Origin of the sequence: Catenovulum sp. SX2, from assembly GCF_052056295.1 — a bacterium.
GTDB lineage: Bacteria > Pseudomonadota > Gammaproteobacteria > Enterobacterales > Alteromonadaceae > Catenovulum.
The window spans coordinates 1316751-1332697 of sequence record NZ_CP182493.1 but is presented as its reverse complement, the minus strand read 5'-3'; the positions used below and the strand labels follow the sequence as shown (position 1 = coordinate 1332697).

11 protein-coding genes are annotated in these 15947 nt (G+C 40.3%); 10 read left to right on the top strand and 1 reads right to left on the bottom strand.

The features are described from left to right. The first annotated feature begins 40 nt into the window (after positions 1–40). The 5 genes from purU to ACMZOO_RS05575 all read left to right on the top strand — a co-directional run bounded on the left by purU (position 41) and on the right by ACMZOO_RS05575 (position 6086). Positions 41–898: a formyltetrahydrofolate deformylase gene (gene purU / locus ACMZOO_RS05595; RefSeq protein WP_440905740.1), complete on the top strand. Its 858-nt coding sequence runs from the start codon at positions 41–43 to the stop codon at positions 896–898. 697 nt (positions 899–1595) lie between these two features. Further along, entirely contained in the window at positions 1596–2792 is a 1197-nt protein-coding gene (locus ACMZOO_RS05590) for an IS4 family transposase (RefSeq protein WP_440903923.1), read from the top strand. Positions 2793–3072: 280 nt separating this feature from the next. Beyond that, a complete protein-coding gene (locus ACMZOO_RS05585) occupies positions 3073–3717 on the top strand; it encodes an OB-fold-containig protein (protein WP_440905739.1) in 645 nt (214 codons plus the stop codon). Positions 3718–3883: 166 nt separating this feature from the next. Further along, on the top strand, positions 3884–5692 hold the full coding sequence (locus ACMZOO_RS05580; RefSeq protein ID WP_440905738.1) for a flotillin family protein: 1809 nt from the start codon (positions 3884–3886) through the stop codon (positions 5690–5692). Next, positions 5646–6086 carry an ATP-binding protein gene (locus tag ACMZOO_RS05575; RefSeq protein WP_440905737.1) on the top strand — a complete coding sequence of 147 codons (441 nt, stop codon included), beginning with the start codon at positions 5646–5648 and terminating at the stop codon, positions 6084–6086. Before ACMZOO_RS05580 ends, ACMZOO_RS05575 begins: the two co-directional genes overlap by 47 nt. On the opposite strand, the gene ACMZOO_RS05570 is transcribed toward ACMZOO_RS05575, so the two are convergent. Beyond that, complete coding sequence (locus ACMZOO_RS05570; RefSeq protein ID WP_440905736.1) at positions 6083–6994, bottom strand: LysR family transcriptional regulator; 912 nt, start codon at positions 6992–6994, stop codon at positions 6083–6085. The genes ACMZOO_RS05575 and ACMZOO_RS05570 overlap by 4 nt on opposite strands. 101 nt (positions 6995–7095) lie before the next feature. Between ACMZOO_RS05570 and ACMZOO_RS05565 the strand changes: the two genes are divergently transcribed. The 5 genes from ACMZOO_RS05565 (at position 7096) to ACMZOO_RS05545 (ending at position 15894) form a co-directional block, all read left to right on the top strand. Continuing rightward, on the top strand, positions 7096–7863 hold the full coding sequence (locus ACMZOO_RS05565; RefSeq protein ID WP_440905735.1) for an SDR family oxidoreductase: 768 nt from the start codon (positions 7096–7098) through the stop codon (positions 7861–7863). 297 nt (positions 7864–8160) lie between these two features. Further along, positions 8161–9369, top strand: coding sequence for an efflux RND transporter periplasmic adaptor subunit (locus tag ACMZOO_RS05560; RefSeq protein ID WP_440905734.1), 1209 nt, complete (start codon positions 8161–8163; stop codon positions 9367–9369). Positions 9370–9381: 12 nt separating this feature from the next. Next, complete coding sequence (locus ACMZOO_RS05555) at positions 9382–12531, top strand: efflux RND transporter permease subunit (RefSeq protein WP_440905733.1); 3150 nt, start codon at positions 9382–9384, stop codon at positions 12529–12531. A gap of 68 nt (positions 12532–12599) precedes the next feature. Then, entirely contained in the window at positions 12600–13634 is a 1035-nt protein-coding gene (gene pyrC, locus ACMZOO_RS05550; RefSeq protein WP_440905732.1) for a dihydroorotase, read from the top strand. A 163-nt stretch (positions 13635–13797) separates the two neighbouring features. Further along, the gene (locus ACMZOO_RS05545; RefSeq protein ID WP_440905731.1) at positions 13798–15894 is read left to right on the top strand and encodes an alpha-amylase family glycosyl hydrolase; all 2097 of its coding nucleotides are present in this window, start codon (positions 13798–13800) and stop codon (positions 15892–15894) included. Positions 15895–15947: the final 53 nt, after the last annotated feature.

Genomic DNA, 15947 nt, shown 5'->3' with positions numbered 1-15947 from the left:
TAAACTTGCCAAATAATCACAGTCTTATTTTGGAAATAGCATGACAATGAAAAGTTACCGTTTAGTGATAGATTGCCCTGATAAAGTCGGCATAGTGGCCGCCGTTTCACGTTTTTTAGCCGAGCATAAAGCGTCGATTGTTGAAGCGAATCATCATTGCGACAAACAAGCTAAATGGTTTTTTATGCGCAACGAAATTGAAGCGCAGTCGATTGAACTTGGTTTAGATGAATTTAAACAAGAATTTGCCCAATTAGCTGAGCAATTTTCAATGAACTGGAAAATTGTTGATTCGAGTGTTAAACAAAACGTCGTGTTAATGGCCAGTCGTGAGTCGCACTGTTTGGCTGATTTATTACATAGATGGCACAGTGGTGAGTTAGACTGCAACATAGTCGCTGTGATTGCGAACCACGAACATTTACGCCAAATGGCGCAGTGGCATGGTATTCCGTATCACTATGTGCCTTTTAACAAAGGTGAAAAACAAGCCGCGTTTGATCAAGTACGCGATTTAATTTTTCAGTACAAAGCTGACACTGTGGTACTTGCACGTTTTATGCAAATTTTCCCTGATGAATTGTGTAAAGAGTTAGCAGGCCAAGTGATTAATATTCATCACAGCTTTTTACCATCATTTGCCGGTGCGAAACCTTATCATCAAGCGCACGAGCGTGGCGTTAAGTTAATTGGTGCAACTTGTCACTATGTAACTGGTGATTTAGACGCTGGGCCAATTATTGACCAAGAAATTGTCCGCATTAGTCACAGAGATTCAGTGGAAGATATGGTGCGTAAAGGTAAGGAATGTGAGAAGTCTGCTCTTGCTCGCGGACTACGCAGTCACATTGAAGATCGCGTTATTATTAATGGCAATAAAACTGTGGTGTTTGATTAGTTTTTGGTCTGCACTTTAAACCTTAGTTTACGGCGTCCACGGCGCTTCAAGTCGTGGTGCAAGTGAGTTCATTCGAAGCATAATTTTATAAAAGCGTTTAGCCGGGAGTTGGATATTCATCCCTGAAGGTGAGGCCCTGTCGTCATCCATGACTCCACCTCTCTCGGCTGCGAAGCTTCGCTTCGGTCCTCATTCGCCCATGCCTTTTGAAGTTTTATAAAATTAGCATTCAAACAAACTCATATCGCACTTCCGTGACCGCTGTTTTAGATCAGATTGGGTCAGTATTTCTCACAGCACCACTATTCAAAAAGTATTAGAGCGATAACTTAGAGCAAAATTTCTTTTTCAGGGATGAAAAAGCGAAGCGTACAAGGATGTATTTACAGCGGTTTTGCGAAAGTTATGCTTTAATGCTTTTGCATATAGCACACACTTCCAGCGTTGACTTATCGTGCTTTAAGTTAGTGTATAAATGAGTTCATTCGAAGCATAATTTTATAAAAACGCTTTTCGCCAATCCATGGCCGCTCGCAAAAGGCATCCATTCCTTTTGAAGTTTTATAAAACTAGCATTCGAACCTGAGCTATCCCCAGAAATTATTTATATAAAACAAAGGAATGAGAGTTATTTGGGGAACTTTCATAGTGCTTGGTGATCTGATCAATTGCGAAAAATCACAAATCATTGAGCACCATGAAAGCAAAATCTATTTTGAATAAAACATTGACTCTTGTCACGCCAAATATGCACGGACATAGAAGAAATGCCTTAGTTGTAGCGGTGCAAAGTTTAATTTCAGGCTCTGCGGCAACGGTAACTTCACTTGGTCGAGGTTTAGCATCTAACTCTAAAGAAAAACACAAGATAAAGCGTGCAGACCGATTACTATCAAACAAAACCTTACACACTGAGACGTTTTCTGTGTATCAAGCTTTAGCCAATTTTACCGTCGGTAATTGCAAGAGACCAATTATCTTAGTTGATTGGTCTGATTTAGACGAATATCGCCGACATTTTTTAATACGTGCCACACTTGCTTCGCATGGCAGAGGGTTATGTGTTTATGAAGAAGTTCATGACGCGAAAACTAAAGAAAAGCGTAACACCCACACCAAGTTTTTATTTAAATTGGCTGAACTACTGCCCCTAGATTGCAAACCAATAATCGTTACTGATGCTGGGTTTAAAGCGCCATGGTTTCGTAGTGTGCTCACAATGGGATGGGATTTCGTTGGGCGAGCTCGTATTCCTAATTTGTATGCAACAGGTGTTGATAACTGGCAATGTGTCAGCACATTGCATGCAAAAGCAACATCTTGTCCTAAATCATTTTCAGTGCAAATGCCTAGGTATGACCCACTACACTGCCAGCTTGTCGTTTATAAACAAGATAATAAAGGCCGACACTCGTACAATCGTCGAGGTCAACTGCTAAGAACCACAACCGCAATGAATAATCGCCGCTCAGCGAGAGAGCCTTGGGTACTAGCAACTTCGTTACCTCAAGGTAATCAATTAGCCAAGCGGGTGGTAAAAATATACAGAATGCGGATGCAAATTGAAGAGGGATTTAGGGATATGAAAAGTCGACGTTTTGGATTGGGTTTTGAATACAATAAAACGACTCACCTAAAAAGGTTATCCATTCTAATCTTTCTAACCACGCTGGCGCACTGGGTATTGATGATTTTTGGAATGATGGCAAAACTCGAAAATAAGCACCGGCAATACCAAGCTAATTCTATAAAAAGTGACACTGTCTTATCTCTGGCTTTTATTGGCCGAAGAGTAGCAGCCGATCAGCGATTTGTTTTTAAAATTAGAAGTTGCCTGCTTGCTATCCGGCAACTTCAAATTTGTAGTGACGGTGTTGGTTATGAGCTGCTTTAAATTTCTGGGGATCGCTCAGCATTCGAACAAACTCATATCGAGCTGCCGTGTCGCTGCTTGCGCTTTAACTGAGATAAATAGCTATTGGTGAAGTGAACTTGTCGGAATTTTTATGCGCTTAATGTCCTTACTTTAAGCACAATTTCACTATGTTCTTGAGTACATTCAAAATCGAGTGTTAATATCTCGATAAATTTTTAACAAAGCCTTAAAAAGGACTTGCCTACAGTAGACATAATATGTCATTCTTCAGTTAGGCAATTTGTAAAAGGAACTTGGCATGATCGAATTTCTCCTTAGCGACGCAAACGTAGTCTACACCAGCGCGCTAGCTATCTTATTTGCCCTAGCATTATTTGAAGGTGTCGCTCAGCTAATAGGTGTCGGCTTATTATCATTAATAGACGATGCGCTACCTGATATCGACTTAGATGCAGATATTGACGCTGGCTCACTTGGTACTTTAGCGGGTTTAATGAGCTGGCTAAACTTGGGGCGTTTACCTTTTCTAATTTGGTTAACTTTATTATTGAGTGTTTTTGCATTAGCTGGCTTAACCCTAAATGCATTTTTACCATTACCAAGTATTATTGTGTTGCTGGCATCTAGTGTCGCCACTTTATTTGGCTTGAGATTTTTTGGCAGAAAGTTGGTGCAACTCCTACCAAAAAACGAAACCAGTGCGGTGAGCACAGTGACTTTTATCGGCATGCCAGCAACTGTTATTCGCGGCACCGCCAAACCAAATTTTCCGGCCGAAGCCGAAGTTATCGACTCGTTCCAGCAGAAACATTTTTTAATGGTGGCACCTGAGCAAGGTGAAATCACTACTGGTAGTCAGGTGGTTATTGTTGAACGAGCACTGGCTGGACATTATTTAGTTAAACAATTCGATGTCGCGGCAGAAATCAATCTGCAAGAGTGAGTTGGCGCGATAATTTAGAGCAAAATTTCTTTTTCAGGGATGAAAAAGCAAAGCTTACACGGATGTACTTGCAGCGTTTTTGTGAAAATTATGCGCTAAATCACGGTGAGGTAAACTCACAGGTTAAATTAGATAAAGTAGTAACAACCAAAACAAGGAAGCAATTATGCAAAATCAGTTAGACAATTTGTACTTTATTGGATTAGTGGCAATTGTAGCAATTGTCAGTTTAGTCCTAATCGGGGTGATTTTTTCTAAACTATACCAGCGTGCATCAAAAGAAATATCTTTTGTCCGCACAGGTTTAGGGGGCGAAAAAGTCATAAAAGATGGTGGTGCAATTGTACTACCTGTATTGCAGGACATTATTCCTGTAAACATGAATACATTAAAACTTGAAGTGCAACGCTCAGCTGAACAAGCGCTCATCACCAGAGATAGAATGCGTGTTGACGTTACAGTAGAGTTTTATTTACGCGTAGCACCAAACCATGAAGCAATTGCCACAGCAGCACAAACTTTAGGTAAACGAACTTTACAAGTTGACGCTCTAAAAGCCTTGATTGAAGGGAAATTTGTCGACGTATTACGCGCCAGCGCTGCAGAAATGAGTATGCAAGAGTTACACGAAATGCGCTCTGATTTTGTCCAACGGGTACAAAACAACGTGCGTATCGACCTTGAGAAAAATGGTTTAGAACTAGAATCCGTTTCTTTAACAGCAATGGATCAAACCGATCCAAAACACTTTAGAGTAGATAACGCGTTTGATGCTGAAGGTTTAACACAACTGACTAAAATCACCGAAGAGCGCAAAAAAGTTCGCAACGATATTGAGCGTGAAAACGAAACCTTAATCAAACAGCGTAACTTAGAAGCTGAACAGCAACAGTTGGAAATTGGTTTAAAATCGGAACATGCACGTATAGAACAACAACGTGCTATTGAAATGAACCGTGCTAAACAAAACGCTGAAATTGAAAAAGATAAAGCTTTGCAAGAGCAAGCAGCGCAACTTGCGCGCATTTCGGCTGAACGTTCAGTTGAAGAAGCGCGTATCTCTAAAGAGCAAGAAATTGAAGCGTTAGAAATTGAAAAGAAAAAGCGTTTACGTGAAGCTGATATTCGTTCACAAAGCTTGTTAGAAATTGCAGAGCAGGACAAAGCGATTGCACTTGCGGCGAAATCAGAACAAGAATCAGCGGCGAAAGCTGAAGCGAAAAAAGCTGAATCTGCCGCTGTTGCTGCAGAAGAGCAAGTAATTAGTGTACGTGAAATGGCTATTGCTGAACGTCAGAAAAACATTGAATTATTGCGCGCTAAAGAAGCTGCAGAAAAAGCAGCTGTATCAATTCAAGTTGCCGCAGAGGCTGAAAAAGCCGCTGCGCTTGATAGAGCTGATGCGTTAAAAACTGAAGCGCAAGCTCAAGCGGATAAAATTCGCATTGCGGCTGAAGCTCAAGCGAAAGCTGAAACTATTGCGGCAGAAGCCAAAGCAGAAACTTATCGTGTGGAGGCTGAAGGTAAAAAAGCCTTGCATGAAGCGGATAACTTGTTGTCACAAGCGCAAATTGAATATCAGCTTAAACTTGCTCTGTACAAATATTTACCAGAGATTGTTCGTGAATCTGTTAAACCAATGGAAAATATTGACGGAATTAAAATTGTGCAGATGAACGGTGGCTTAATGGGCTCGAACGGTGGTGGTGATATGGTGCCGAGCAGCAATGTTGCAGATAGTGTTGCTGATGCAGCTTTACGTTATCGCAGCCAGGCACCATTAGTTGATGCATTATTGCGTGAAGTAGGGATTGAAGGCTTAGGTAGCAATGCGTTGACTGGGATCACTAATTCAATCACAGCAAAGCCAACTGAAAAAGAAAGTGCTGAGCAAAAGCAAGCTCACAATGAAGTTGTAACACCTGCGAATGAATCAGCTAAAAACAAAAAAGCTGCTGCAACAGATCCGGTATAAACCGAATCCACAGCTTATTTTATTACGTGGTTTGCCCGGTTCGGGCAAATCCACACTCGCGCGGAAAATTGTTCAATCCAAGCCTAAATTCTGCCACTTTGAAGCTGATCAGTATTTTTATTCAGCAGACAAACACTACCAGTTTAATCCACAACATTTACCACAAGCCCATCAGCACTGTTTTGATCAAACTAAAGCGGCATTGTTAAGCGGAAAAAGTGTGGTGGTTGCTAATACTTTTGTACGCAAATGGGAGTTACAGGGTTACTTGCAATTAGCACAACGCCTGAAGTTTAACTGCACTGTTTTCACCTGCGAAGGTAAATGGCAAAGCGTACACAATGTGCCTGGCGAAGTGCTGAAACGCATGCAGCAACAGTGGCAAATTTTTTAATATTTAGGGCTAAAATGCTCGGCAATTTTCTGTTTAAAGAAGTCGATAGCAACTCTGGTTCGTAGCGGCATAAAACTTCTATTTTGGTAGATTATCCAAGCAGCTGTATCAAAGCTGGTGGCGCACACTTGATGATGTGGAAACAAATTAACTAATTGTTTTTGCTTAATTAAATCATCTGAAAGCCAATTGGGTAATAAACCAATACCAATTCCATCAATTATTGCATCTCGCACCGCAAGTGCACTCGAAACGGTTAATTGCGGTTTAACCTGAATATCTATTATGTTTTGTTGATATTTAAACATCCAACAATGTTTAAAATCAGCTAGATCAAAAGTAATCAGTCTGTGTTTTGTAAGGTCGTTTGGCGCGCCAATCGTTTGGTGATTATTCAGATAGCGGCTAGATGCACACACTTTATAGTTTGTGGTCATTAGCCTAGTGCGGACAAAATTGCTTTCAATTGATGGTGCGAGTCGAATGGCAAAGTCGACTTTTTCACTGACTAAATCGATATTTTGATCAGTAAACTTGAGTTCCAACTGAATCTTTGGATATAAGTTAATAAATTCCTCAACAAAAGGCATTAAACATACTTGTCCAAAAGCGACCGAAGCACTAATGCACACACGTCCTGCTATATTTTGTGTTTCATTTGCAGCTTGGTCTTTTAATCTAGCTAGCTGCTCTAAAATGGCTTTCGATTGCTGCAACACATTTAATCCAGCTTGTGACAAAGACAAACGCCGTGTTGTCCTATGCAGCAACAAACAGTTTAATTCCTCTTCTAGCTGTTGCACTGAGCGTGATACAACAGAAGGATCTAAATCAAGATTACGCGCAGCTTTCGCAAAACTTTGGGTATTGGCCACTTCATGAAATATTTCCAATAATTTAGTGTTCATTAATGTTTAAAGTGCAATAAATAAATGAAGTTTAGCATCTTTATCTGCATTAATGAGTATTTATACTTAAATTGTTTTTCAGCTAACTAGGAATGAATTGAATGAAATCTATGCAGAGTAAAACAATTGTAATTACAGGTGCGAGCAAAGGTATTGGCAAAGCAACCGCGCTTCATTTTGCTAATAAGGGCTTTAATCTTGTTGTTATGGCGCGTAATGCACAGGCGTTGGATGCCTTAGTAACACAAGTCGAAAAAAATGGTGGGCAAGCTGTCGCAGCAGTTGGTGATGTATCTATTTATCCTGATGTTGAAAGAGCTTGTAAACTCGCATTTGAGCAATTTGGTGCTATTGACGTATTAGTGAACAATGCTGGTTTGATAGACCCTATTAGTCGAATAGCTGACAGTGATGTACAAGCTTGGGATCATATCGTTGATGTTAATTTAAAAGGAGTTTATCACGGTATGCGTGCTGCGATACCGCTTATGTTAGCGCAAGGCGGAACTGTGATAAATATTAGCTCAGGCGCAGCTACCAGCGCGTTAGAAGGTTGGAGTCATTATTGTTCAACCAAAGCGGCTGTACTCTCTTTAACTAAATGCGCACACAAAGAGTATTTTGCTCAGGGTATTAATGTGATTGGTTTGAGCCCTGGTACGGTCGCGACTGACATGCAATTAGCGATCAAAAACAGTGGGATTAATCCTGTCAGCCAATTGGCTTGGGAAAGCCATATTCCACCATCATGGGTGGCTCAGGCGATAGAGTTTTTATTGTCTGCTGACGGAAAAAACTATGCAGGTACAGATTTTTCTTTAAAAAACAATGAGGGCAGGGCATTGGTTGGTTTACCTGCTGTGAGTTAACTTGCTTGAGTGACAATATTGGGGATTAAATGTTACTTGTATAGAATTATGTGCAAGTAGCATTTAATCCTATATGAGCGTAAATAAGTGGATTGTTAAAAAAGAAAACGTTTTCTGTTATTCTTATTTGGTTACAAACAGTTACAAAACAAGTGTAAATAAATGTGAACTATTCGCTTAAAATTAGGTCTGACCAGTGCCAGCCAAAAGGGTGACTTGGTTGGTTAACTTGCGTAATATTTGTCAATAATCTTACTTTTGCTCAAACAGGAGTGCAAACTAGTTTTGCAAACAGATATGGAAAAAATTCTAAATAAACGTGTACTCTTCCCTATCGTTATTTTACTGATTGGTGCGGCTGCTATGGCGGGTTTTGCCAGCATGAAAAAGCCACCAGAAGAGAAACCAGCCACAAATAAAACCCCATTTGTTGATGTGCAACTCAATCAAGTAAAACAACATCAGGTATATGTGCGCTCGCAAGGTGAAGTGGAAGCTAAATACCACACTGTATTAGTTGCTCAAGTTGATGGTGTGGTGACTAAATTAGCCGATGCTTTTGTAAAAGGTGGTTTTGTTAGCAAAGGCCAATTACTCGCGCAAATAGACCCAAGCGATTATCAAGCCGGGTTAACTGAAGCTGAAGCAAACCTCGCTTCTGCTGAAGCGCAATTAGAACAAGAAAAAGCCCAAGCGCAGGTGGCCAAAGCCGAATGGCAACAAATTTCCGATTTAGAACCTTCGGAGCTTGCGTTACGCAAACCTCAGTTGGCGCAAGCTGTTGCTCGAGTTAAAGCCGCCAAAGCACACGTTCAACGAGCAAAACGCGATTTAGAGCGCACACGCGTAGTTGCACCTTACGATGCAATTGTTTTTGCACGCCACGTTAGCCCAGGCAGTTATGCCAACAAAGGTGGGCAAGTGGGTGAAATTTACGCCATTAGTGTCGCTGAAGTGCGTCTACCTGTCGCGGAAGACCAGTTAGCATTTTTGCCAAATAATGGAGTGGGTGCACAAGTTAAATTAGAAAGCGAAGTGGAAGGGACAAAAAAACAATTTGTCGCAAAAATTGTCCGTTCTGAAGGCATTAAAAATAAGTTAAACCGCATGCATTACTTGGTTGCACAAATTCAAGACCCTTATGCATTACAAGCGCAAGGTAAGAAGCATGGCCGTATAGAATTTGGTACTTATGTTGTCGCAAACATTGCAGGTGAGTTGCTTAGCCGAGCGAGTTTAGTTGAATATCACTTGATTAAAGATGGACAAATTGCTGTGGTAGATAGCAGCAACCAATTGCAGTTTAAAGATGTAAATATCTACCGAGTAGAAGATGGATTAGCCGTTATTCAACAAGGTTTAGCACAAGACGATAAGGTAATTGTTTCAGCGCTTGCTTATCCCGTTTCTGGTATGAAGTTAACCACTAATTTAGACGATACACCTTCCAACTTGTCTGAAGAGGCTGACGAACAAACTGTATTAGCCAAACAAGCTGACAAATAAGGACAAGTATTAATGGATACTAAAAAAGGCATAATCAGTTGGTTTGCGCGCAATAGTGTCGCGGCTAATTTATTGATGGTTTTTATTATTGTTGGTGGTTTATTAACCTCATTAACCATCACTAAACAAATGTTTCCTATGTTTGAGATTAATTGGATCAACATAGACACTTCTTATCCGGGCGCGGCACCACAGGAGGTTAGTGAAGGTATTACCATTAAAATGGAAGAAGCGTTGGAGTCGGTACAAGGGCTTAAACGTGTCATGTCGTTTTCTAATCGAGGCCACTCGCATTTTGCCATTGAAGTAGATGATAGTTACGACGCCGAACAAGTTTTAGACGAAGTAAAACTGCAAATTGATGCTATCTCAAGCTTCCCTGATGGCATGGAAAGGCCGATTATTCGCCGCGCTAAACCACGGCAAGAGGTGATGTATATTAGTTTATATGGCCCTCTTTCGAGCGTGCAGTTAAAAGAGTTAGGCCGAACCATTCATGACGAAATTCGCAACTTGCCGCAAGTAAATGTCACTGACTATTACAGTGGTTTAAATTACGAAATTTCAGTTGAAGTTAGTCAGGACAAGCTGCGTGAATATGGGCTGTCGTTTATTGATGTGTCGAATGCTATTCGAAGTTTCTCGGCAAATCGTTCGGCAGGACAAATTAAAACCGACAATGGTTATGTGTCGGTACGGGTTGAAAATCAAGCTTATCGGGGTTTTGAGTTTGAACAATTGCCACTGATCAATTTAGCTGATGGTACGCAAATTAAATTAGGCGATGTTGCTAAGGTTAATGATGGTTTTGTTGAAGGCATTCAATACGCAAAGTTTAATGGCGACAACTCAGTAACTATTTTTGTTGGCGCTGCGCCAGATCAAAACATCTCAGACATTGCCAATATAGTAAATCAATATATAGATGAAAAACGTCAAACTTTGCCACCGTCAGTGCAGTTAGAGCCTTGGGTTGATTTAACTTATTACCTAGATGGTCGGTTAAACATGATGTTAACCAATATGCTGACTGGTGGTTTATTGGTGTTTTTAATTCTAGGTTTAACCTTAAGATTAAAACTAGCGTTTTGGGTGATGATGGGTTTACCTATTAGCTTTTTAGGTGCACTGTTATTTTTACCTATGGAGTCAATCGGCGTCACCATCAATGTTGTCAGCTTGTTTGGTTTTATTTTAGTACTTGGTGTGGTGGTTGATGACGCCATAGTGATAGGTGAAAGTATTCAGGCCGAAACTGAAGATAAGGGATCGACACTGGATAATGTTATTCGTGGAGCGCAGCGGGTGGCTGTACCTGCCACTTTTGGTGTATTAACCACAATTGCTGCGTTTGTGCCTATGGTGATGGATGACGGCCCGAGTGCGGCTTTTTCACAAGCAATTGGTTTTGTCGTAATCCTCTGTTTAATCTTTTCCTTGGTTGAATCAAAACTGATATTACCTGCGCATTTAGCTGGGATGAAGCCCAAATCACACAATAAATATAATCCGTTTGATTATTGCCGCGGTTATGTGGATAGAGGCATCAAAGGTTTTGTCGAAAACTATTATCAGCCTTTTATCCAGTTCGCGGTTTATTATAGATATGCTGTATTAACTGTGTTTATCGCAATCTTAATGATAAGTGTTGGTTTATTACAAGGTGGTTTAGTACGTTTTGTTGGCACGCCAAAAATTCCGCACGATTTTCCAACTATACAAATTGAAATGAATGCGGCAACCGCTGAATCAGATACGTTAAAAGCGGCTTTGTCGGTTGAGTCTATGTTACGACGCTTAGACGAGCAGGTTAAAGCCGATAACAACGGCCAAGGCATGATAGGTAACTTGTTAGTTGATTTGCGTGGCCGCACCAATGCACATGTACAAGTTAAGTTAGTTGACCCAGATATTCGACCTATTGACCCATTCACCTTTTCGAATATGTGGCGCGAAAATATGCCAGAAATTCCTGGATTAAAAACTTTAACTGTTCGCGATGATTTGTTTGGTGGAGGAATGAATGATGGTGATATCAGTTTCCGCTTGCTGAGCTCTGATGGTGAATCACTTAGAGCTGCTGGCAATGAACTCAAGCAAAAACTAGCCACGTTAGCTGGCGTTAGTGAAATAAACGATAGTTGGGAAGTTTCAACCGATGAAATTCAGTTTGAACTAAAACCGCTAGCTTATTCACTCGGCTTAACTTTATCTGATGTCGCTTCACAAGTTAGTTTTGCTTTATATGGTTTAGAGGCACAGCGTATATTGCGTAATGGTGACGAAATTCGTGTTATGGTGCGTTATCCAAAAAATGAACGCAAAGCAGTCAGCCAAATATACCAAGTGTTGATCAGAACACCGCAAGGTGGCGAAATTCCATTATCGCAGTTAGCCAATGTTAAAGTGGTTGATGGGGTAAATACCATACGTCGTGAAAATGGTAGTCGAACCTTGGTGGTTTGGGCAAATGTTGATACTAAAGTAGCCGAAGCGCACAAAATTGCTGGTGACATAAGTGGCACCTATTTGCCTGAAATGTTACGCAAATATCCAAGTGTGCGCAGCGAGTTAGCTGGTAGTATTAAAGAACAAATGGACAGCTTAGTTGAGCAACTGTTTAATTTTATTCTATCTATGTTGGTAATATATGCCTTGTTGGCTATCCCACTTAAATCTTATTTACAACCTTTAATCATTATGACTGTGATCCCATTTGGGGTGATAGGCGCTATGTTTGGCCATATGTTGTTGAGCATGGATCTCTCTAGCCAATCTGTGTTTGGTATTATTGCTGCTTCAGGCGTGGTGATAAATGACTCGTTGGTGATGGTCGACTTTGTCAATAAAGCACGCCAGCGCGGATTATCAATTAAACAGGCTGTGATTGAATCTGGCGGTCGCCGTTTTAGAGCGATAATGTTAACGTCATTAACTACTTTTATTGGTTTAATTCCGATAATTTCAGAAACCAGTTTGCAAGCCAAAATAGTGATCCCTATGGCGGTTTCGTTAGCCTTTGGTGTATTGTTTGCTACATTTATTACTTTGATTATGATTCCTTGCCTTTATATAGCTTTGGAAGATATCAAGGTATTGGTAAAACGGTGCTGGACGATCATTATTAACTTTCTGTTTGGTAATAGTACTTCACATTGTTGAGCTTTTGCCGCTAAACTTCTGTAGATAGTTAAGGCATAATAGCCGCAAATTGAAAATGAGCGATATTTATGACCCAGTTAACTATTCAAACGCCTGACGATTGGCACTTACATTTTCGTGATGGCGATATGTTGCCAGAAACAGTTCCAGCAACGGCGCGTTGTTTTAAACGCGCCATTGTTATGCCTAACCTAGTTCCACCTGTAACCACTGCTGAAATGGCAATGGAATACAAACGACGCATTTTAGCTGCACGTCCCCAAGGTAGTGATTTTGAACCTTTGATGACTTTGTTTTTAACTAACGACACAACAGTTGAGCAAATCAAACAAGCTAAAGCTGCCGGGGTTACTGCATGTAAATTGTATCCAGCGGGAGCAACAACTAATTCAGACGCAGCAGTGTCAGCGATGGAAGCTATGTACCCAGTGTTTGAAACTATGGCTGAAGTGGGTTTATTGTTACTTATTCATGGTGAAGTGACACGTCACGAAATAGACATTTTTGATCGTGAAAAAGCTTTTATTGACGAGCACATGACAAAAATCACCCAGAAGTTTCCACAGCTTAAAGTGGTGTTTGAACACATTACTACAAAAGATGCGGCTGATTTTGTTATGGCTGGTGGTGAAAACTTAGCGGCGACTATTACCCCACAACATTTAATGTTAAATCGTAACGATTTATTAGTCGGTGGGGTTAAACCACATAACTATTGTTTACCTGTGTTAAAACGCAATACCCATCAACAAGCTTTGCGTGCGGCGGTTAAAACTGGTTCAAACAAATTCTTTTTAGGCACAGACTCTGCGCCACATGAAAAACACAAAAAAGAATCTGCTTGCGGCTGTGCCGGTTGTTATAGTGCTTGGAGTGCAATTGAATTGTATGCACAAGTATTTGACGAGTTAGATGCGCTTGATAAGTTAGAAGGTTTTGCTAGTCACCATGGTGCGGACTTTTATGGTTTGCCACGTAATCAAGGTAGCATTACTTTAGTTAAAGAAGAGTGGACTATCCCTGAACAGATTATTTTGCCAAACGGTAATCCAATCGTACCTTTCTTTGGTGGACAAACTATTAACTGGAAGTTAAAGGCCTAGTGCTAGTTTGAATCTAATGCTGAGGTTTGACGCCTCAGCATTATGAACTTAGTACCAATAAAAATCTTCTAAGCTGCATACGTATGTAGTTGTCAAATTTTGAAAAAGTTCTATAACATTTGAGTAACAAGCGAAATTAGCATCAAAATTAGGACTTTCACCTATGTTAAAACATACTCCTATCTGCACTGCCGTGGTATTGGCGTTGTCGGCTCTGTCGATAACTGGCTGTAACGATACAAAAGAACCACAAACTAGCACTGTCGTCACCCAGTCGGCTAAATCTAGCCAACAAGATATTTACCAAGATTATTTGAATCGAGATGTGCGCGACGATATTTTTTATTTTGTATTGCCAGACAGATTTGAAAATGGTGACCCAAGCAATGACCAAGGTTCGGAAACTGATGCTATTTCACGTGGTGGTTTTGATCCAACACACAAAGGTTACTTTCACGGTGGCGACTTACAAGGTTTAAAAAATCGTTTAGATTACCTGCAAGATATGGGCATTACCGCTATTTGGTTAACGCCGATTTTGCGCAACCGCGCCATGCAAGGCCCAAGTGCTGGTTACCATGGATACTGGGTTGTCGATTTCACCCAACTTGATCCACATTTTGGTAGTAATGATGACCTAAAGGACTTAATTGACACAGCGCATAGCAAAGGGATGAAGGTGTTTTTTGACATTATTACTAACCATACAGCGGATGTGATTAAGTACAAAGAATGTCATCACCCAGATGGTAGCCACAGAGATACCCAAAGTTATTCGTGCAAATATAAATATATGGAGCAGTTGGCTAAAGGAGATAAATACACACCATTTATTGTGGAAGGTGAAGAAAAGCTCAAAGTACCAGCTTGGTTAAATGATCCTAAATACTACAATAACCAAGGTGACAGTGAATGGCACGGTGAAAGCGCAATTAATGGCGATTTTGTTGGCCTAGATGATTTAAATACACGTATGCCTGAAGTAGTAGACGGATTTATTGATATTTATAAAAATATCATCACTAATTTCAAACCAGATGGTTTTAGAATTGATACAGTAAAACACGTAGATATGTCGTTCTGGCAAAAATTTTCACCAGCCATTATGCAGCACGCTAAAGATCAAGGCATACCTAACTTCCACGTATTTGGCGAAGTATATGATGGTGATCCTGCGTTTTTAAGCCGCTTTACCACTATAGGTAAAATGCCAGCTATCTTAGATTTTGGTTTACAAGGTAATGCCGACGCTGTATTTGCCAATACAGATAGCCCACAGAAATTGCACAACCTGTTTGATGATGATGACTATTACAACGATGCAGACAGCTCACCAGACCAATTATTAACTTTTATCGCCAACCATGACATGGGACGTATTGGTTTATTTTTAAATAACAACTTCCCAGATTCGAGCGAAGCGGAAAAAACACAGCGCAGTATTTTAACCCATGCCTTTATGTATTTTTCGCGTGGTATTCCGGTTGTCTATTATGGTGATGAACAAGGTTTTACCGGTGATGGTAATGACCAAGCTGCACGTGAAGATATGATGCCATCGGTTACCGCGAGTTATAATGACAACAATTTGTTAGGCACAGATAAAACCACAGCAGATGATAATTTTGATAAAACGCATCCGATTTATCAAAAACTCGCTGAATTTGCGGATATCTATAAAAGCCATGCTGCACTTAGAAAAGGTATTCATCTAAATCGTCATGCAGATGAAGAGCCTGGCATTTATGCCTTTTCCAGAATTGAAGAAACTGAGCAGTTAGAATATTTATTGGTGTTTAACTCTGCAAGCTCAAGTCAAAAAGTGGTATTGGATGCAAGTAGCAAACAGTATCAAGCAATTTATGGCGCTAAACAGCCACTTAAAGCGCAATCTGGTTCAGTAACAGTAAATGTACCTGCGCTTGGTTTTGTTATCTATAAAGCAACTGACAAAGTTAAACCTGTGGTTGCTAGCGATGTTAAATTAATGGTTGCGGAAATAGATAAACGTTCACCAGACTTTATTAACCTTGAATATGATTTGCTTGGTGTTGAACAGCAACCTAGTTTGTACAAGGTAACAACCGAATTTGTTAATCACCAAGGTGAATACCAATTAGCCGCAACTGACTTTACCCCAACTTATCGAGCTAAAGTCTTGGCAGCTGATATTAAAGATGGCCTGAGTGGCAAAATTCGCGTCACTATAGATAACTTAAATGGTAATGTGCAAACAAAAGAATTTGTGTTGAAACCATAACCCCTAAGTAAAATGAAAAAACCGCCTAATTGGCGGTTTTTTTGTTTAAGCAC